Genomic DNA, 17155 nt, shown 5'->3' with positions numbered 1-17155 from the left:
CATGCGCAACGAGTCCTGGCGCAACGGCGTCGTCGCACTGACGGCGCTGTTCATCCTGGCCCCGGTGGGGCTGATCCTGTGGCAGAGCTTCCTGACCGACGCCTTCTTCAACGCCCGGTCCAGCCTGACCACCGACACCTATGCCTTCGTGCTGGGCGATCCCGGCTTCTGGGCCGCGCTGCGCAACACCGTCACCCTGGCCCTGGGCATGGTCGTGATCGCGGTGCCGCTGGGCTCGTTGCTGGCCTTCCTGATGGTCAGGACCGACATGCCGGGCCGCAAATGGATCGAGCCGGCGATCTTCCTGCCGCTGTTCATGTCGCCCATGGTGCTGGCCTTTGGCTATATCGTGTCCATCGGGCCGTCGGGCTTCTGGTCGGTCTGGTGGGAAAACACCGTCGGGCCGGTGTTCTGGAACGTCTATTCCATGCCGATCCTGGTGCTGGTCGTCGGCCTGACCCATGTGCCGCATGTCTATATCTATGTCTCGACCGCACTGCGCACCGTGCCCTCGGACCTCGAGGAGGCGGCGCGCGTCGCCGGCGGCACGCCGCTGACGGTGGCGACCAGGGTGACGCTGCCGCTGGTCTGGCCCTCGATTGCCGTCAGCGCGGTGCTGGTCGCCTTCCTGGGGTTCGAGCTGTTCGGCCTGCCCTATGTGCTGGGCGACCAGGACGGGCGGCTGGTGCTGGCGACCTATCTGTACAAATACAACAGCCTGCTGGGCCGTCCCGCCTATCAGCTGATGGCCGTGGTGGTGGTCTTCCTGATGCTGGTCACGCTGCCGCTGGTGCTGCTGCAACGGCGGATGCTGCGGTCGGCGCAGCGCTATTCCACCATCGGCGGCAAGGCCACGCGGTCGCATCTGGTGCCGCTGGGACCGTGGAAATGGGTCGCCTTTGCCGGGGTCATGGTCTGGCTTTATGTCGTCGTCCTGCTGCCCCTGTCGGGCGTGGCGCTGCGGTCGCTGGTCACCACCTGGGGACCGCTGGTCGATCTGCGCGACGTGCTGACGCTGGACAACTACCGCAAGCTGACCGAACTGCCGCTGGTGCGGCGGTCCATCGTCAACACGCTGCTTCTGGCCTTTGCCGGCGGCTTCGCCTCGCTCTGCGTCTATGCGCTGATCGGGCTGGCCAGCCACCGTTCGCAAAAGCGCAGCACGCGGGCGCTGGATTTCCTGGTGCTGCTGCCGCGCGCGATGCCGGGCATCGTCGCGGGCCTGGTGGTGTTCTGGATCTTCCTGTTCCTGCCGCTGCTGCGCCCCTTCGTCGCCTCTCTGGTGGCGATGTGGGTCGCCTATACCCTGGTCTGGCTGCCCTTCGGCCTGCGGCTGGTGTCGAATTCCTTCGGCCAGGTCGGGCGCGAGCTTGAGGAGGCCGCCCATGTCGCCGGCGCGGGCACCGGCCGCGTGGCGCGCGACGTGATCCTGCCCCTGGCGCGCCACGGGCTGATGGCAGCCTGGCTGCTGGCCTTCCTGCTGTATGCCCGCGAATATTCCACCGGCATCTTCCTGATGGGCCAGGGCAACGAGGTCATGGGCACCATGCTGGTCAGCCTGTGGAACGGCGGCAACATCGACATCGCCTCGTCCCTGGCGGTCGTCAACACCCTGGTCATTGCGGGCGGCATCGCGCTGGCCCTGCGTCTTGGAGTTCGTCTGGATGCCTGAACTGATCGTCGACAACATTCACCTGAAATACGGCGCCGTCGAGGTGCTGAAGGGCGCGTCCTTCAGCATCGAGAAGGGCCAGATCGCCGCCCTTCTCGGCCCGTCGGGCTCGGGCAAGACCACGCTTTTGCGCACCGTCGCGGGGTTGGAACGCGCCTATCGCGGCCGCGTCTCGGTCTCGGGCAAGGAGGTGTTTCACGGCGAAGCCGGGCTGGACCTGCCGGCCGAGAAGCGCGGCCTGGGCTTTGTGTTCCAGTCCTATGCGCTGTGGCCGAACCGCACCGTGTTCGACAACGTGGCCTATGGGCTGCGGCTGCGCAAGGCGCCCGAGGCGCAGGTCAGGCGCAAGGTCGGCGAGGTGCTCGAGGTGCTGGGCCTGGGCCATCTGCACGCCCGCTTACCCTCGCAACTGTCGGGCGGGCAGCAGCAGCGCGTGGCCATCGCGCGCTCGCTGGCCTATGACCCGCCGGTGCTGCTGCTGGACGAGCCGCTGTCGAACCTGGACGCCAAGCTGCGCGACGAGGCGCGGGCCTTCCTGAAGGAACTGATCAAGCGCGAGGAGCGCGCCGCCGTCATCGTCACCCACGACCAGATCGAGGCGCTGGCCATCGCCGATACCATCGTGCTGCTGAACGGCGGCGTCATCGCCCAGGAAGGCAGCCCCGAGGACCTGTATTCGCGGCCCAAGACCCTGTTCACCGCCGACTTCATCGGCAGCAACGCCCGCCTGACCGGCCGCGTGACCGAGGCGCGCGACGGCTTTGCCGTGCTCGACTGCGACGGGCTGACCGTCACCGGCCGCATGGGCCACGAGGTCCGGCGCGGCGACGAGGCCACCGCGATCTGCCGGTTGGAGCGGCTGTCGCTGGGCAGCCCGGGCGAGCCGGACTGCATCGAGATGGACCGCGCCACGACCATGTTCCTGGGCGAGAAATGGGAAAACGTCTATCGCACCGGGCCGCACAGCCTGCGCGTGCTGACCGAAGGCCCGGTCCCCGAGGGGCGGGCGCTGGTCCGCATCCCGCGCGACAGCGTCTGGGTGTTCTGACATGGAAACGCCCGTCGATTTCACCCGAAGCTATGATGTCATCGTCGCGGGCGGCGGCAATGCGGCGCTCTGCGCGGCGATCGCCGCACGGCGGGGCGGCGCCTCGGTCGCGGTGCTGGAAAAGGCGCCGCGCTTCTATCGCGGCGGCAACACCCGCCACACCCGCAACATGCGCTGCGCCCACGACAGCGCCACGGCGACCCTCTCCGGACCCTATTCCGAGGAGGAGTTCTTCGAGGACCTGCTGCGCGTCACCGAGGGCCAGACCAACCGGCAGCTGGCGCGCATGATGATCCACCGCTCCAAGGACATGCTGGACTGGATCGTCGAACAGGGCGTGCGCTTCCAGCCCTCGCTGGGCGGCACGCTGAGCCTGGGGCGCACCAACAGCTTCTTCCTGGGCGGCGGGCGGTCGATGCTGAACGCGCTGTACCGCACCGCCGAGAGCCTGGGCGTGCATGTCGCCTATGAAAGCGAGGTGACGGACCTGGAGCTGGACGGCACCCGCTTCGTCGCCGCCGAGGTGACGACGCCGCAGGGCAAGCGCCGCCTGCCCGGCCATGCGCTGGTCGCGGCCTCGGGCGGGTTCGAGGCGAATATCGACTGGCTCAAGGAAGGCTGGGGCGAGATTGCCGAGAATTTCCTGATCCGCGGCACGCCCTATAACCGTGGCTCCTTGCTGCGCACCCTGATCGGCAAGGGCATGAAGCAGCTGGGCGACCCGACCCAGTGCCATGCGGTGGCCATCGACGCCCGCGCGCCGAAATACGACGGCGGCATCATCACCCGGCTGGATTGCGTGGTCTTTGGCATCGTCGTGAACCGCGACTGCCAGCGGTTCTATGACGAGGGCGAGGACATCTGGCCCAAGCGCTATGCCATCTGGGGCCGGCTGGTCGCCGCCCAGCCCGGCCAGATCGCCTATATCATCTTCGACGCGCGCTCGCTGAAGCTCTTCATGCCCTCGCTGTTCCCGCCGATCACGGCCGGCACCATCGCGGAACTGGCCGGCAAGCTGGGGCTGGACCCGGCGGCGCTGTCGGCCACGGTGGATGGGTTCAACGCCGCCGTGCAGCCGGGCAGCTTCGACGACACCGTGCTGGACGGCTGCCACACCCAGGGGCTGACGCCGCCCAAGACCAACTGGGCCCGGCGGATCGAGGAGGCGCCCTTCTATGCCTATCCCGTGCGCCCCGGCATCACCTTCACCTATCTGGGCGTCGAGGTCGACGAAGACGCCCGCGTGCTGACCGCCGCCGGCGGGCGCGCCGAGAACATCTATGCCGCCGGAGAGATCATGGCTGGCAACGTGCTGGGCCGCGGCTATGCGGCCGGCATCGGAATGACCATCGGCAGCGTCTTCGGCCGCCTTGCCGGAGAAGGAGCAAGCACCCATGCAAGCCGCTGAATTCGTCCTGCCCGGCGCAGCCCCGCGCCCGCAGGCCGCCGCCACCCCCGCCCAGCAGGACCACCTGGACGAGGCCGCGCGGCTGATGACCGTCTGCAATTCCTGCCGCTATTGCGAAGGGCTCTGCGCGGTCTTCCCGGCGATGGAGATGCGCCGCGCCTTCGGTTCGGGCGACCTGACCTATCTGGCGAACCTGTGCCACAACTGCGGCGCCTGCAATTCGGACTGCCAGTTCGCGCCGCCGCATGAATTCAACGTGAACGTTCCCAAGGTGCTGGCCGAGGTCAGGAACGACAGCTATGCCCGCTATGCCTGGCCGGGGTTCCTGGCGCCGCTGTTTCGCCGCAACGGCCTGGCGGTCGCGCTGATCGCGGCGCTGTCGGTGGCCGCCTTCATGATCGGCTTTGCGCTTTGGCACGACCCGGAGGTGCTGTTCGGCACCCATCGCGGTCCCGGCGCCTTTTACCGGATCATGCCGCACAACACGATGGTGGCGATCTTTGGCGCGGCCTTCCTGTGGTCGGTGCTGGCCATCGCCATGGCCTGCATCCGCTTCTGGCGCGACATCGGCGAGCCGGCCGGCACGCTGCGCGACCCCGCCGCGCTGGCCGAGGGCGCGCATGACGCCGCGACCCTGAAATACCTGGACGGCGGCGGCATGGGCTGCATGAACGAAAGCGACAGGCCCGACGACAACCGCCGGCTTTACCACCACCTGACGTTCTATGGGTTCATGCTGTGCTTTGCCGCAACCTCGGTCGGGACACTGTGGCATTACCTGCTGGGCCGCGACGCGCCTTATCCCTGGTGGGACCTGCCGGTGGTGCTGGGCACGCTGGGCGGCATCGGCATCACCATCGGCCCGCTGGGCCTGCTGGCCGCAAAGCTGCGCCGCAACCGGCAGCTGATGGACGAAAGCCGCATGGGCATGGATGTGGCCTTCATCCTGATGCTGCTTCTGACCGGCGTGACGGGCCTTCTGCTGCTGGTCCTGCGCGCGACGCCGCTGATGGGCGTCACGCTGGCGCTGCACCTGGGCTTTGTCTTCGGCTTCTTCGTCACCATGCCTTACGGCAAGTTCATGCACGGCATCTTCCGCGGCCTGGCGCTGGTGCGCTACTCGGCCGAGAAAAAGCGGCACCTGGGGTAAGGGCGGGGGTGTGCATGACGTTCAGCGCCTCGCCATAGCCGGTGTCGCCGTCGACCAGCACCGGCAACCCGCTGGCCCGCGCGATCTGGCGGATGAAGAAGGCAACCTCGTCCACGGTGATGATGCCCAGGTCCGGCAGGCCCATGCTGGCCGTCATCGCCGCGCCCGACAGGTAAAGCGCCTGGAACCCCGCCGCGCGGGCCTGAAGCGCCGCCATGCCGTTATGCGCGCCGGGCAGTTGCAGGATGCCGGGCCGGGCCAGCGCGGCGCGGAAGCGGGCGCCGGCGGGGGCCTCGGGCAGGTCGGATGCGATCAGATAGGGCATGGCTTACTCCGCCGCGGGGGCGGCCAGCAGGCTGCGCTTGTCGACGTGCAGCTTTTCTCGGACGCGGACGAGGCGCGGCTGCTGACCGACCTGCGCGCCGCGCTGGCCGACCAGGGCGCGCCCGCCTCCATGGCCGAACTGCGGGAACTCGCTGCGAACATGCCCGCCGTTGCGCGGGCCATCGTCGCCATGCAGGCTTGCCTGCGCGAGACGGCCGAGCGGGCCGACCTGCTGGCGGGCCGGCTGACCGAGCCGCAGGCCGCCGCCGCCGCCGTTGAATCGGTGCGCGACTGGTTCTATGCCGCCTTCCTGCGAGAAGCCGAGGCGCGGGCCTATGACATCGACCTGATCGCCCGCCGCTTCGGCGTGGGGATCGAGACCGCCTGCCACCGGCTTTCGACCCTGCAACGCCCCGAGGCGCTGGGCGTGCCGTTCTTTTTCATCCGCGTGGACCGGGCGGGCAATATCTCCGAGCGGCAGTCGGCCACGGATTTCCACTTCTCGCGCATCGGCGGCACCTGCCCCCTGTGGAACGTCTACGAGGCGTTCAGCCGGCCGGGCGAGATCACCCGCCAGGTCGCGCAGATGCCGGACGGGCGCAGCGATCTGTGGATCGCGCGGCAGGTGCAAAGCGGCCAGGGCGGCTATGGTGCCCCGGTCAAGACCTTTACCGTGGCCCTGGGCTGCGATCTGGCCCATGCCGACCGGCTGATCTATGCCCGCGGGCTGGACCTGAAGAACCCCGACCTGGCGGTGCGCATCGGGCCGGGCTGCAAGGTCTGCGAACGGACCGCCTGCCCGCAGCGCGCCTTTCCCATGGTCGGCCGGCCGCTTTCGGTCCGGGACGGAGAGGCGCGCTTTGCGCCCTATTCGGCGGCGGGCTGAACCTGCGCGGCCAGCGCCAGGAAGCCGGCGATGTAATCGGTCGCGTCCTCGCCGCGCCGGGTGCCCAGGTGGATCGACTTGGCCAGCCCCGGCCCGATCCGGGCGGCGCGGATCGGCAGGCCGCGGCCCGCCTCGTGCAGCAGCCAGTCGGGAACCGCGCTGACCCCGCGCCCCGCCGCGACCAGGTGCAGCATCATCTCGGTCGTCTCGACCGTGCGATGGCGCAGCGGCAGGCAGTTGCCCGGCACCAGGAAACGGGTGAAGATGTCCAGCCGGGCCGGTTCGAGGGGATAGGTGATCAGCACCTCGCGCGTCAGGTCCGCGGGCGCGGCGACCGCGCCGATGGCATGGCCTTGGGGCACGGCCAGCACCAGTTCATAGTCGAAGACCGCGCGATAGGTAATGCCCGGCAGGTCCAGCGGGTCGGGGGTGATCAGCAGGTCGATCTCGTGCCCCAGCAGGGCCGCGATGCCGCCAAAGCGAAAGCCGCTGCGCAGGTCCAGGTCGACATCCGGCCAGGCCGCCAGATAGGGCGAGACGACGCGCATCAGCCATTGCTGGCAGGGATGGCACTCCATCCCCACCCGCAGCGCGCCGCGCTGGCCGGCGGCGAAATCGGCCAGCACCGTCTCGGCATGTTCGATCTGGGGCAGCACGCGCTGCGCCAGCGCCAGCAGGTATCGCCCGGCCTGGGTCAGGCGCAGTCCGCGCCCCTCTTTCTGCCAGACGGCGACGCGATGGCGGTGCTCGAACTTGCGCATGGTGTGGCTGACGGCCGACTGCGTCAGGTTCAGCCGGTCGGCGGCGGCGGTCACGCTGCCCAGGCGGTCCACCTCGCGCAGGATGGCCAAGTGCTGGCGGTCAAGCATCCATGATCTCCATTCATTGGTCGATGAGAAATTACCATTTCCAGATCATGGAACATCAGCCCTATTCCGGCCCGGACCCGAACAGGAGGCTGCCATGACCCTTTCCGCCACACTCGGCTTTCCGCGCATCGGCGCGCGGCGCGAACTCAAGACCGCCGTCGAGGCGCATTGGCGCGGCGATCTGTCCGAACCCGCGCTGCTGGCCGAGGCCGCACGCCTGCGCGCCGCGCATTGGGCGCTGCAAGCCGAGGCCGGGATCGACCGCATCCCGTCGAACGACTTTTCGCTTTACGACCAGATGCTGGACACCACGGCGATGCTGGGCGCGGTGCCGCCGCGCTTTGGCACCGTCGAGGGGCGGGTGACGCTGGCGCAGTATTTCGCCATGGCGCGGGGCACCACCGAGGCCCCGGCGATGGAGATGACCAAGTGGTTCGACACCAATTACCATTACATCGTCCCCGAATTCACCCGCGACCAGAGCTTTGCGCTGGCCTCGCGCAAGCCGGTCGAGGACTTCCTTTAGGCCCGCGCGCTTGGCCACCAGACCCGGCCGGTGCTGGTCGGGCCGCTGACCTGGCTGAGCCTCGGCAAGGCCAAGGAGCCGGGCCTGGACCCCGTCGCGCTGCTGCCCCGCGTGCTGCCGGTCTATGCGCAGGTGCTGCGCGAACTGGCCAAGGCCGGCGCGCATTGGGTCCAGATCGACGAGCCGGTGCTGGTCACCGACCTGAGCCCGGCGCAGCGCGCGGGCTTTGCGGCGGCCTATGCTGAACTGGCGCAGGCCGGGCCGAAGCTGCTGGTCGCCAGCTATTTCGGCGCGCTGGACGACAACCTTGACCTGGCGCTGTCGCTGCCGGTGGTCGGGCTGCATGTCGATCTGGTGCGCGCGCCGGGGCAACTGCCGCAGCTGCTGGCCGGGGCGGGCGACAAGCTGCTGTCGCTGGGCCTGATCGACGGGCGCAATGTCTGGCGCGCCGACCTGGCCGCCGCGCTGGCGCTGGCGCAGCAGGCCGTGGCGGCGCTGGGGCCGGGGCGCATCCAGATCGCGCCCTCCTGTTCGCTTCTGCATGTGCCGATGGACCTGGATGCCGAAACCGAGCTGGACGGCGAACTGAAATCCTGGCTGTCCTTCGCCGTGCAGAAACTGGCCGAGGTGGCGACGCTCAGCCGCGCGCTGAACGGGCAGGACGTGGCCATCGAACTGGCCGCCAATGCCCGCGCCGTGGCGGGCCGCGCGGCTTCGGCCCGCATCCACGACCCGGCGGTCAAGACCCGGGCGGCGGCGGTGACGCCGGCCGACCTGCGCCGCGCCTCGGACTATCCGGCGCGGCAGCGGGCGCAGGCGGCGCGGCTGGGCCTGCCGGCCTTTCCGACCACCACGATCGGGTCCTTCCCGCAGACGGCCGAGGTGCGCCGCGCGCGCGCCGACCACCGCAAGGGGCTGCTGGCGGACGGCGCCTACGACGCCTTCCTGAAGCGGCAGACCCAGGATTGCATCCGCCGGCAAGAGGCGCTTGGCCTGGACATGCTGGTCCACGGCGAATTCGAGCGCAACGACATGGTGGAATATTTCGGCGAGCAGCTGTCGGGCTTTGCCTTCACACGCCTTGGCTGGGTGCAAAGCTATGGCTCGCGCTGCGTCAAGCCGCCGCTGATCTTCGGCGACGTGTCGCGGCCCAGGCCGATGACGGTGGGCTGGTCGCGCTTTGCCCAGTCGCTGACCGACCGGCCGATGAAGGGAATGCTGACCGGGCCGGTCACCATCCTGCAATGGTCCTTCGTCCGCGACGACCAGCCGCGCGCGCAGACCTGCCGGCAGATCGCGCTGGCGATCCGCGACGAGGTGGCCGATCTCGAGGCCGCCGGGATCAAGGCGATCCAGATCGACGAACCCGCGATCCGCGAGGGGCTGCCGCTGCGCCGCGCGGACTGGGACGCCTATCTGCAATGGGCGGTGGACTGTTTCCGCCTGTCGGCCAGTCCGGTGCGCGACGACACCCAGATCCACACCCATATGTGCTATTCCGAGTTCAACGACATCATGCCCGCCATCGCGGCGATGGATGCCGACGTGATCTCGATCGAGACCGCGCGCTCGGACATGGAGCTGCTGACGGTGTTCGGCGATTTCGCCTATCCGAACGAGATCGGGCCCGGGGTCTGGGACATCCACAGCCCGCGCGTGCCCCCGGTGGCGGACATGGTCACGCTGCTGCGCAAGGCCGCAAGCGTGATCCCGGCCGAGCGGCTGTGGGTGAACCCCGACTGCGGGCTGAAGACCCGCGGCTGGGCCGAGACCGAGGCGGCGCTGCGAAACCTGGTCGCGGCGGCCAGGGCATTGCGCAAGGGCGACCTGGAGCCGCTGCCCGTCGGGGAAAGGCCCCTGGAAACGACCGATTGCGGCTGCGCCGGCGCGCATCGCTGAATTTGCCTGCCGGCCGGCCCCTGTCCGCCCCCGCCTTGGCGCGCGGTGCGGGTCCTGGCGGCAGGCAAGGAAAAGGCCCGGGCGCGCACCCGGGCCTTTCCGCTTTTCCCGACCGTCAATGCGCGGCGGCGATGCCCGTGGGTCCGCGCAGGCCGTTCAGCGCCGCGTTGGCCCCGATCGCGGTCAGCGCGCCCATGATGACCGGCGAATGGAACACCACCTGCGACCAGTCCGGCATGAAGCCGAAGAAGCCGGGCTCGACGATGGTGATCATCGCCATGGCGACGCTCAGGCCCACGACCATGAAGTTGTTGAAGGTGGTGTCGAAATCGGTCCTTTGCAGGGTCTTGATGCCGACCACGACAAGGGTGCCGAACATCACGAAGCCCGCCCCGCCGACGACGGGCTTGGGCAGCGACGCGATGGCGGTGGCCAGCATCGGCGACAGGCCCAGCACGATCAGGAAGCAGCCGGCCAGGGCCACGGTCCAGCGGCTGCGCACGCCGGTGATGTTGACCAGGGCCACGTTCTCGGAAAACGCGGTATAGGGAAACGAATTCATCACCCCGCCGATCATCGTCGACAGCCCGTCCGCCCGCAGCAGATCCGAGATGGTCCGCTCGGTGGCGGGCCTCTCGACCATCTCGCCCACGACGATGGCGTCGCCGATGGATTCCACCCAGGTGATCGCGACCACAAGGCACATGGTCAGGATCGGCACCAGGTGAAAGCTCGGCATGCCGAAGGCGAAGGGGGTGACGACCGCGACCGGGGCCGCATCCGCGACCGCGCCGAAGTCCAGCATGCCCATGACGCCCGCCAGCACCACCCCCACGATCAGGCCCAGAAACACCGAGATGTTCTTGACGAAGCCGCGCCCGAAGACATTCAGGGCGACGATGGCCGCCAGCACCAGGAAGGCCAGGCCGATATAGGCGGGCTTGCCCGCGTCGGGCACGAAGCCGCCCTGGGCATACTGGATCGCCACCGGCAGCAGGCTGAGACCCATGATCGTCAGCACCGCGCCGACCACCACCGGCGGAAAGGCCCGCACGATATAGCGGCCCAAGGGTGCCATCAGGATCGCGAAGGCGCCCGCCGCGATGACCGCGCCATAGATGGCCTGCAGGCCCGCGTTCGGCCCCGCCGCCAGGATCGCCGGGTTCGACCCGATGGCGATGACCGGCGAGATGGCGGCGAAGGTGATGCCCTGCATCAGCGGCATGCGGACGCCGAAGCGCCAGAAGCCCACGGTCTGGATCAGGGTAGCTATGCCGCAGGTGATCAGATCGGCCTGGATCAGATAGGCGACCTGCGCCTGCGTCAGGTTCAGCGCGCTGCCGATGATGAAGGGCACCGCAATGGCGCCCGTGTACATCACCAGCACATGCTGCACCGCCAGCAGGGACATGCGCCCCGCAGGCAGGATTTCATCGACGGGCGCGACGGCGCGCAGGGGTTCGGGGGCGCCGGCCTGCGCCGCGCCAAGGTCCATCAGGTCTTGTGACATGGGATCGTCCTCTGGCAGGCCCGGCCTTACCAGAACCCCTCGTGGGCGCGGGCGATCTCGTCCTCAAGCTCGGGGACGGGGCCGACGACGGCGACCTTGCGCTGGCCGGCGTCGAAGATGCGTTCGCATGGCATGTCCATGGTCAGGTTTTCGGGATTGTCGCCGGTCAGTTCCGCCAGGCGCTTTTCCGTCATGCCATAGACCACCCGGCCGATGCCCGCCCAATAGGTGCCGCCCGAACACATGCAGCAGGGCTCGACCGAGGTGACGAGGGTGCATTCGGCCAGGAACTCGGGCGCATAGGCCTTGGCGGCGGCGCGGGCGACGTTCATCTCGGCATGGCCGGTGCCCTTGTCGTCCTTGTGCGTGTTGCCGGATCGCAGCAGCACCTCTCCGTCGGGGCCCGCCAGCAGCGCGCCGAAGGGATGGTTGCCGCTTTCGCGGCTGGCCTGGGCGATCCTCATCGTCTCGCGCAGGTTCTTCAGGTCCGTCTCGGATACGGTGCGGGTCAGCGTGTCGGTGGTCATGGGTTGCCTTCCTGTCGGTTTCTTGTTGTCCCCGCAGGATCGCCCCGAACGGGGATTGCGCCAAACAGAATGAATCGCGCATCCTGTTCGAAAATACTGCACACGGAGCCTGCACCGTGTCGGCGTTCTCGCGCGAGTTTTTCACCTTCATCGAGGTCGCGCGCGAAAAATCCATCCGCCGCGCGGCCGAGAAGCTGAACCTGTCCGCCTCTGCCCTGAGCCGGCAGATGCAGATCCTGGAGCAGGGCTTCGGAACGCCGCTGTTCGTCCGCGTGCCGCAGGGCGTGCGCCTGACCGAACCGGGCGAGGCGCTGCTGGCGCAGGCACAGAAATGGCTGGACGACGAAACCGCGCTGCGCGCCGCCATGCGGACGCGCGGCGGCGCGCCGGGGCTTCGGCTGGGGGTGATGGAATGTCTGACGCCGTTTCTGGCGCATGGTCTGGCGGGCGGCGGCGCCCTGACGATCCGCGTCGGCAGCACCGAGGCGCTGGTCGAACAGCTGCGCGGCAACCAGATCGACGCCATGCTGGCCTTCAACGTGCCGCGCCTGCCGGAACTGCGCGTGCACGACGAACGCAGCTATGACCTGGGCGTGGTCTATGCCCCGGCGCTGGCCCCGCGCGGCACCGCGCCCTTCCGGCTGGAGGATTGCGTCCACCATCCGCTGTGCCTGCCCGATACCAGCCTGTCGGTCTGGCCGCGCCTGGATGCCGAGATCTATCGCGTCCATGCCGAACCCCGGATCGTGCTGCGCACCAACGCGATCGCGCTGCTGACCGATTATGTGGCGGCCGGCATCGGGATCAGCTTCCTGACGTCGCTGGATGCCGCTGCAGGGGTGGCCTCGGGGCGGTTCCGGTTCGCGAAGCTGGCGAACCGCAGGCTGGCCGAGCGGCTGTTCTTGTGCAGCGCGGTGAACGCGCCGCTGGGCAAGGCGCATCTGCGGCAGGTCGGCGCGCTGTTCAAGGCCATCCCGTGACCGGGCCGCGTGATGCCGGTGCCGCGCCGGGCACCGTCACGCCAGCAGCCCGCGCGCGATGATGCTGCGCTGGATTTCCGAACTGCCTTCGTAGATGCGAAAGATCCGCAGGTCGCGCAGATAGCGTTCCAGCGGAAAGTCGCGGCAATAGCCATAGCCGCCGTGGATCTGCAGCGCCCGGTCGGCGATGCGCCAGGCGGCCTCGGATGCGAACAGCTTGGCATGGGCGCTTTCGGTGGAATAGCGCGCCCCGGTGCCCCGCAGGCGCGCCGCCGACAGGCCCAGGGCGCGGGCCGCCGCCAGGTCGTTGGCGCTGTCGGCCAGCATCCATTGCAGGCCCTGGAAATCGGCAATCGGATGACCGCCCACCTGCCGTTCCCTGGCATAGGCGACGGCCGCGCTCAGCGCCGCCTCGGCGATGCCGGTGGCCTGGGCCGCGACCTCGATCCGGCCGTTGTCCAGGACCTTCATCGCGGTGCGAAACCCCGTGCCCTCGGCCCCGATGCGGTTCTCCTCGGGGACGAAGCAATCGTCCAAGGTGACGCCAAAGACATGGCCGCCGCGCAGGCCCATGGTGCGTTCGGCAGGCGCGATGCCGATGCCCTCGGTCGCCCTGGGCTCTAGCACGAAGGCCGAGACGCCGCGCGCGCCGGCCTGCGGGTCGGTCTTGGCATAGACCACCATGAAATCCGCCGCACCCGCGTTCGAGATGAAGCATTTTGCCCCGCGCAGCCGATAGCCCGCGCCGTCGCGCCGCGCGAGCGTGCGCATGTCGGCCGGGTTCGACCCCGCCTGCGGTTCGGTCAGGGCAAAGGCGCCCAGGCTGCCCGCCGCCGCGCGCGGCAGAAAACGCGCCCGCAGCGCCGCATCCGCCCCCAGGTGCAGCGAATCCGTCGCCAGGTAATGCGCCGTCAGCAGCGAGGCGGTCGATCCGCAGGCCCCCGCGATCAGTTCCACGGCGCGATAGAGCGCCGGGCCGGACAGGCCCAGGCCGCCGTCGTCCTGGGGCAGGTTCAGGCCCATCAGGCCCAGGTCCGCCATGGCGGGCAGGTGGCAGATGGCAAAGGTCGCCGTCTCGTCCAGTTCGGCGGCGCGCGGGGCCAGGACGTTTTGGGCAAATCGCCCGATCTGTTCCAGAAGCGCGGCTTCGTCCTCGTTCCAATCGGTCATGGTCACTTTCCCAGTTCGGCGCGGATCTCGGCGCCATGTTCATCCAGCCCCGGCGCCGCCCGGCGCATCCCGCGCGGGCTGCCCGAGAAATGCACCGGCTGTTCCGGCAGGCCGACAGAGCCCAGCACCGGATGCGTGACGGCGGACACAAGCCCCCGCGCCCGGGCCTGATCCGACAGCCAGGCGTCGCGCGCCGATGCCAGTTCCGACGCGGGCACCCCAGCCGCCGACAGCGCGGCCACCGCCTGCGCCGCCGTCAGCCCGCCGGCCCAGGCGGCAATCGCTTCGGCCAAGACGGGTTCATGCGCGCGGCGGCTTTCGTCGCTGGCCATGCGCGGATCGTCCCGCAGCCCAGGCTGGCCGATCACCGCGCAAAAGGCCGAAAACAGCTTGTCGTTCAGCACCGCGACCGCGAAATGCCCCTGCCCCGCAGGATAGACGCCGAAGGGCGCGGACAGGGCGTGGCGGTTGCCCGTGCGCACGGGGTCCGCGCCGCAGACCAGAACCCGCGCCCCTGCCGAGGGCATCATCGACAACAGCGCGTCGAACAGCGCCAGATCGACGACCCGGCCCTGCCCCGTTCGGCTGCGGTCGAACAGCGCCACCATGATCCCCCAGGCGGCAAACAGCCCCCCCGCCACATCGGCCATCGCCTCGCCCACCATGGTCGGGGCGGCGTCCGGCTCTCCGGTCAGGGCCATCAGCCCGGACAGGGCCTGCACGATGATGTCATAGGCGGGGCGTGCCGCGTTGGGCCCGCTTTGCCCGAAGCCCGACACCGAGGCATAGACAAGCCGCGGGTTCAGGGCCTGCAGCGTGGCCGCGTCCAGCCCCAGCCGCGCCATCACGCCCGGGCGGAAGTTTTCCACCACCACGTCGGCGCGCAGCGCCAGATCGCGCGCGACAGTCAGATCGCCCGGCGACCGCAGGTCCAGCACGATGGAGCGCTTGCCCCGGTTGGCGGTCTGGAACAGCGCGCTTTCCCCATCGCGAAAGGGACCGATATGGCGGTATTCGTCACCGCCCGGCGCCTCGACCTTGATGACATCGGCGCCGAGGTCCGCCATCAGCGCCGTGGCGTAGGGGCCGGCCAGAACCCGCGTGAAGTCCAGGACCCGGATGCCGGTCAGCGGTTTTCGGTCGTCGGTCATGATGTCCTCGTTCAATGGCGAGGACAGGATGGCACAAGCCGTGATATAGAAAGAAATAATTGCTTTGCATAGATTCGATCAATGGAACCTATACCCTTCGGGCTTCGCCAGATTGCCTACCTGCTGGCGGTCGCGGAAACCGGATCGACCGCCGCCGCCGCGCGCGCGGTGAATGTCTCGCAGCCCTCGGTCTCGCATGCGGTGGCGCTGATCGAGGCGCATTTCGGCCAGCCGATGTTCCTGCGACTGCCGGGACAGGGGATGCAGCCGACCCCGTTCGGGCGGCAGAAGATGGCGGCGCTTGAAGGGCTTCTCGCGCAGGCCCGCGCGACCCTGTCGCCCGCCGCGGGGCCAGAGGGCGCGTTGACGCTGGGGGTCTATTCCACGCTGGGGCCGCGCCATGCGCCGCGCCTGATGCGCGGCTTCACCGACAGGCATCCCGGCGCGCGGATCACGCTGGCCGAGGGCGACCTGGCGGATCTGGAACAGGGCCTGCGCCGGGGCCGCATCGACCTGGCCCTGGTCTATGACACGGGGCTTTCGGCGGATCTGGCGCTGACGCAGCTGCAGGCCGTGCCGCCCCATGCCCTGGTGCCGCCCGGGCACCCGCTGGCCGGCGCCGGGACCGTCTCTGTGGCGGATCTGGCCGCCGATCCGGTGGTGCTGATCGACCTGCCCCACAGCCGGGGCTATTTCCTGTCGCTGTTCCAGATCGCCGGGGTGACGCCGCGCATCGCCGCCGAGACCGGCTCGATCGAGATGCTGCGCGCCATGGTCGCCAATGGCCTGGGCGTCGGCCTGCTGGCGACCGACCTGCCGCACGACCTTGCCTATGACGGCGGCCGCGTCGTGCGGCTGGCCCTGACCGGGCGCCTGCCCCCCAGCCGCATCGCCCTGGCCCGCGCGGCGGCCCTGCCCCCGACCGCCACCGCAACCGCGTTCGTGCAATTCTGCATCGAGGCGATGGGCGGTGCGCCCGCCCCGTCCCATCCCTCATGATGCGCTGTCCTGACCCCTGGCGTTCTGGGCCGGCATCGCGACGAAGGCGGCGACCTTGGGCGGGCGAAAGCGGGCGGTCGGATAAAGCGCGTGGAACCCCCCGGCAGGCAGCGACCAGCCGGGCCTCTCTTTTCGATCCTCTCTGCGGGTGGTGCCAAGGCGCCGCGCAATGCTCGGACGAAACGTCATCGCCAGAGCATGAAATCCAGCCTCGGCAACCGACGCAAGCGGGGACCGCCATCTGCAATCGCGTTCGCGTGACGGGGTCGCGCGGTTGTTTGGACCGAACGCCTGGGGCCATAAGCGCGTTGTGCATTTTCAGCCACGGTCGGCGCGAAGAACAGCCCGCCCGAACCGCATTCCGACGGAGGACGATCGATGAAAATCACCATGCTCACGGTTGCGCTGGCTTTGGCCATGCCGGCCTTCGCGTCTGCCAAGGACACATGTGCCGATGCCGCGGATCAGGCGACGTTGAACCAGTGCGCCGGGGAGTCCTTCGAGAAATCCGACAAGACGCTCAACGATCTCTACAAGCAGATCGAGACCCGCCTGAAGGACGATGCGGATACCCGAAAGCGTCTGATTCAGGCGCAGCGCGATTGGATCAGGTTCCGCGATGCCGAATGCGACTTTCAGACCGCGGGCGCGGCTGGCGGAAGCGTGATGCCGATGCTCGTCGCGCAATGCAGGGATGATCTGACGCAGGCCCGGGTCAAGGCCTTCGAGGGCTATCTGAACTGCGAGGAAGGGGACCTCGGCTGCCCCGTTCCGCCAGCGGACTGACGCCCCGTCCATGCCATCGCCACCCGATTGAGGCAGACGCCGGCCCCGCGATGGAGAATGTGACCTGGCCTCGGCCCGCGAAAGCAATCCGGACGATATCCTGCGCTGCGACTTCATCGGCGGTGCAGTCGTCGATATCGCGAAAGCGCCCGGCACCCCCGCAGTACGCCCTGAGGCAGACTACGACACGACAATGAAGCGATGAGGCTGGACCGGGCACGCCCACACGGAAAGCCTGTCCCGGCATCGA

General features: G+C 69.1%; 13 protein-coding genes and 2 pseudogenes. 9 read left to right on the top strand and 6 right to left on the bottom strand.

Annotated elements, in window-relative coordinates:
* Position 1: 1 nt before the first annotated feature.
* From BU28_RS25470 to tcuB, 4 genes are read left to right on the top strand one after another with little or no spacing between them, the layout of a single operon-like run.
* On the top strand, positions 2-1672 hold the full coding sequence (locus BU28_RS25470) for an ABC transporter permease (RefSeq protein ID WP_028719737.1): 1671 nt from the start codon (positions 2-4) through the stop codon (positions 1670-1672).
* Positions 1665-2720, top strand: a complete 1056-nt coding sequence (locus BU28_RS0112225) for an ABC transporter ATP-binding protein (RefSeq protein WP_028719736.1) — start codon at positions 1665-1667, stop codon at positions 2718-2720. Before BU28_RS25470 ends, BU28_RS0112225 begins: the two co-directional genes overlap by 8 nt.
* Before the next feature lies 1 nt (position 2721).
* A complete protein-coding gene (gene tcuA / locus BU28_RS0112220; RefSeq protein ID WP_028719735.1) occupies positions 2722-4128 on the top strand; it encodes an FAD-dependent tricarballylate dehydrogenase TcuA in 1407 nt (468 codons plus the stop codon).
* Positions 4115-5278: a tricarballylate utilization 4Fe-4S protein TcuB gene (gene tcuB, locus BU28_RS0112215; RefSeq protein WP_081791369.1), complete on the top strand. Its 1164-nt coding sequence runs from the start codon at positions 4115-4117 to the stop codon at positions 5276-5278. Before tcuA ends, tcuB begins: the two co-directional genes overlap by 14 nt.
* Positions 5279-5288: 10 nt before the next feature.
* On the opposite strand, the pseudogene BU28_RS24200 reads toward tcuB, so the two are convergent.
* Positions 5289-5603: pseudogene (locus tag BU28_RS24200) on the bottom strand (isocitrate lyase/phosphoenolpyruvate mutase family protein); the annotation flags it as partial.
* Positions 5604-5648: 45 nt separating this feature from the next.
* On the opposite strand from BU28_RS24200, the gene BU28_RS22860 reads away from it, so the two are divergent.
* Entirely contained in the window at positions 5649-6488 is an 840-nt protein-coding gene (locus BU28_RS22860; RefSeq protein ID WP_051578165.1) for a helix-turn-helix domain-containing protein, read from the top strand.
* Here BU28_RS22860 and BU28_RS0112200 read toward each other — a convergent pair.
* Positions 6470-7357 carry a LysR family transcriptional regulator gene (locus BU28_RS0112200; RefSeq protein ID WP_028719733.1) on the bottom strand — a complete coding sequence of 296 codons (888 nt, stop codon included), beginning with the start codon at positions 7355-7357 and terminating at the stop codon, positions 6470-6472. The genes BU28_RS22860 and BU28_RS0112200 overlap by 19 nt on opposite strands.
* Between BU28_RS0112200 and metE the strand changes: the two are divergent.
* A pseudogene (gene metE / locus BU28_RS22855) lies at positions 7248-9782 on the top strand (5-methyltetrahydropteroyltriglutamate--homocysteine S-methyltransferase). The gene BU28_RS0112200 and the pseudogene metE sit on opposite strands and share 110 nt — an antisense overlap.
* Positions 9783-9897: 115 nt before the next feature.
* Here the strand turns inward: metE and BU28_RS22850 are convergent.
* A complete protein-coding gene (locus BU28_RS22850) occupies positions 9898-11292 on the bottom strand; it encodes a nucleobase:cation symporter-2 family protein (RefSeq protein WP_081791367.1) in 1395 nt (464 codons plus the stop codon).
* Positions 11293-11318: 26 nt separating this feature from the next.
* Positions 11319-11819, bottom strand: coding sequence for a nucleoside deaminase (locus BU28_RS0112185; protein WP_051578163.1), 501 nt, complete (start codon positions 11817-11819; stop codon positions 11319-11321).
* A 116-nt stretch (positions 11820-11935) separates the two neighbouring features.
* On the opposite strand from BU28_RS0112185, the gene BU28_RS0112180 reads away from it, so the two are divergent.
* On the top strand, positions 11936-12799 hold the full coding sequence (locus tag BU28_RS0112180) for a LysR family transcriptional regulator (protein WP_028719731.1): 864 nt from the start codon (positions 11936-11938) through the stop codon (positions 12797-12799).
* Positions 12800-12835: 36 nt separating this feature from the next.
* Here the strand turns inward: BU28_RS0112180 and BU28_RS0112175 are convergent, their stop codons facing one another.
* Together BU28_RS0112175 and BU28_RS0112170 are read right to left on the bottom strand one after the other, a co-directional pair.
* Positions 12836-13969 carry an acyl-CoA dehydrogenase family protein gene (locus BU28_RS0112175; RefSeq protein ID WP_028719730.1) on the bottom strand — a complete coding sequence of 378 codons (1134 nt, stop codon included), beginning with the start codon at positions 13967-13969 and terminating at the stop codon, positions 12836-12838.
* A 2-nt stretch (positions 13970-13971) separates the two neighbouring features.
* Positions 13972-15120: a CaiB/BaiF CoA transferase family protein gene (locus BU28_RS0112170; RefSeq protein WP_036762793.1), complete on the bottom strand. Its 1149-nt coding sequence runs from the start codon at positions 15118-15120 to the stop codon at positions 13972-13974.
* An 81-nt stretch (positions 15121-15201) separates the two neighbouring features.
* On the opposite strand from BU28_RS0112170, the gene BU28_RS22845 reads away from it, so the two are divergent.
* A complete protein-coding gene (locus BU28_RS22845) occupies positions 15202-16119 on the top strand; it encodes a LysR family transcriptional regulator (protein ID WP_051578162.1) in 918 nt (305 codons plus the stop codon).
* A gap of 378 nt (positions 16120-16497) precedes the next feature.
* On the top strand, positions 16498-16905 hold the full coding sequence (locus tag BU28_RS0112160) for a lysozyme inhibitor LprI family protein (protein WP_028719728.1): 408 nt from the start codon (positions 16498-16500) through the stop codon (positions 16903-16905).
* The last annotated feature ends 250 nt before the right edge of the window (positions 16906-17155 follow it).

It is taken from the genome of Paracoccus yeei ATCC BAA-599 (assembly GCF_000622145.1).
In the GTDB taxonomy this organism is placed as follows: domain Bacteria; phylum Pseudomonadota; class Alphaproteobacteria; order Rhodobacterales; family Rhodobacteraceae; genus Paracoccus; species Paracoccus yeei.
Note: the sequence above shows the minus strand (reverse complement) of the source record. Positions and strands in the feature narration are given on the sequence as shown.

What these genes read in the sequence shown, in the direction of transcription:
- BU28_RS25470 (WP_028719737.1), top strand. Translation starts at nt 2, where the DNA reads ATGCGCAACGAGTCCTGGCGCAACGGCGTCGTCGCACTGACGGCGCTG.
- BU28_RS0112225 (WP_028719736.1), top strand. Translation starts at nt 1,665, where the DNA reads ATGCCTGAACTGATCGTCGACAACATTCACCTGAAATACGGCGCCGTC.
- tcuA (WP_028719735.1), top strand. Translation starts at nt 2,722, where the DNA reads ATGGAAACGCCCGTCGATTTCACCCGAAGCTATGATGTCATCGTCGCG.
- BU28_RS22845 (WP_051578162.1), top strand. Translation starts at nt 15,202, where the DNA reads ATGGAACCTATACCCTTCGGGCTTCGCCAGATTGCCTACCTGCTGGCG.
- BU28_RS22850 (WP_081791367.1), bottom strand. Translation starts at nt 11,292, where the DNA reads ATGTCACAAGACCTGATGGACCTTGGCGCGGCGCAGGCCGGCGCCCCC.
- BU28_RS0112175 (WP_028719730.1), bottom strand. Translation starts at nt 13,969, where the DNA reads ATGACCGATTGGAACGAGGACGAAGCCGCGCTTCTGGAACAGATCGGG.
- BU28_RS0112200 (WP_028719733.1), bottom strand. Translation starts at nt 7,357, where the DNA reads ATGCTTGACCGCCAGCACTTGGCCATCCTGCGCGAGGTGGACCGCCTG.
- tcuB (WP_081791369.1), top strand. Translation starts at nt 4,115, where the DNA reads ATGCAAGCCGCTGAATTCGTCCTGCCCGGCGCAGCCCCGCGCCCGCAG.
- BU28_RS0112185 (WP_051578163.1), bottom strand. Translation starts at nt 11,819, where the DNA reads ATGACCACCGACACGCTGACCCGCACCGTATCCGAGACGGACCTGAAG.
- BU28_RS0112160 (WP_028719728.1), top strand. Translation starts at nt 16,498, where the DNA reads ATGAAAATCACCATGCTCACGGTTGCGCTGGCTTTGGCCATGCCGGCC.
- BU28_RS0112170 (WP_036762793.1), bottom strand. Translation starts at nt 15,120, where the DNA reads ATGACCGACGACCGAAAACCGCTGACCGGCATCCGGGTCCTGGACTTC.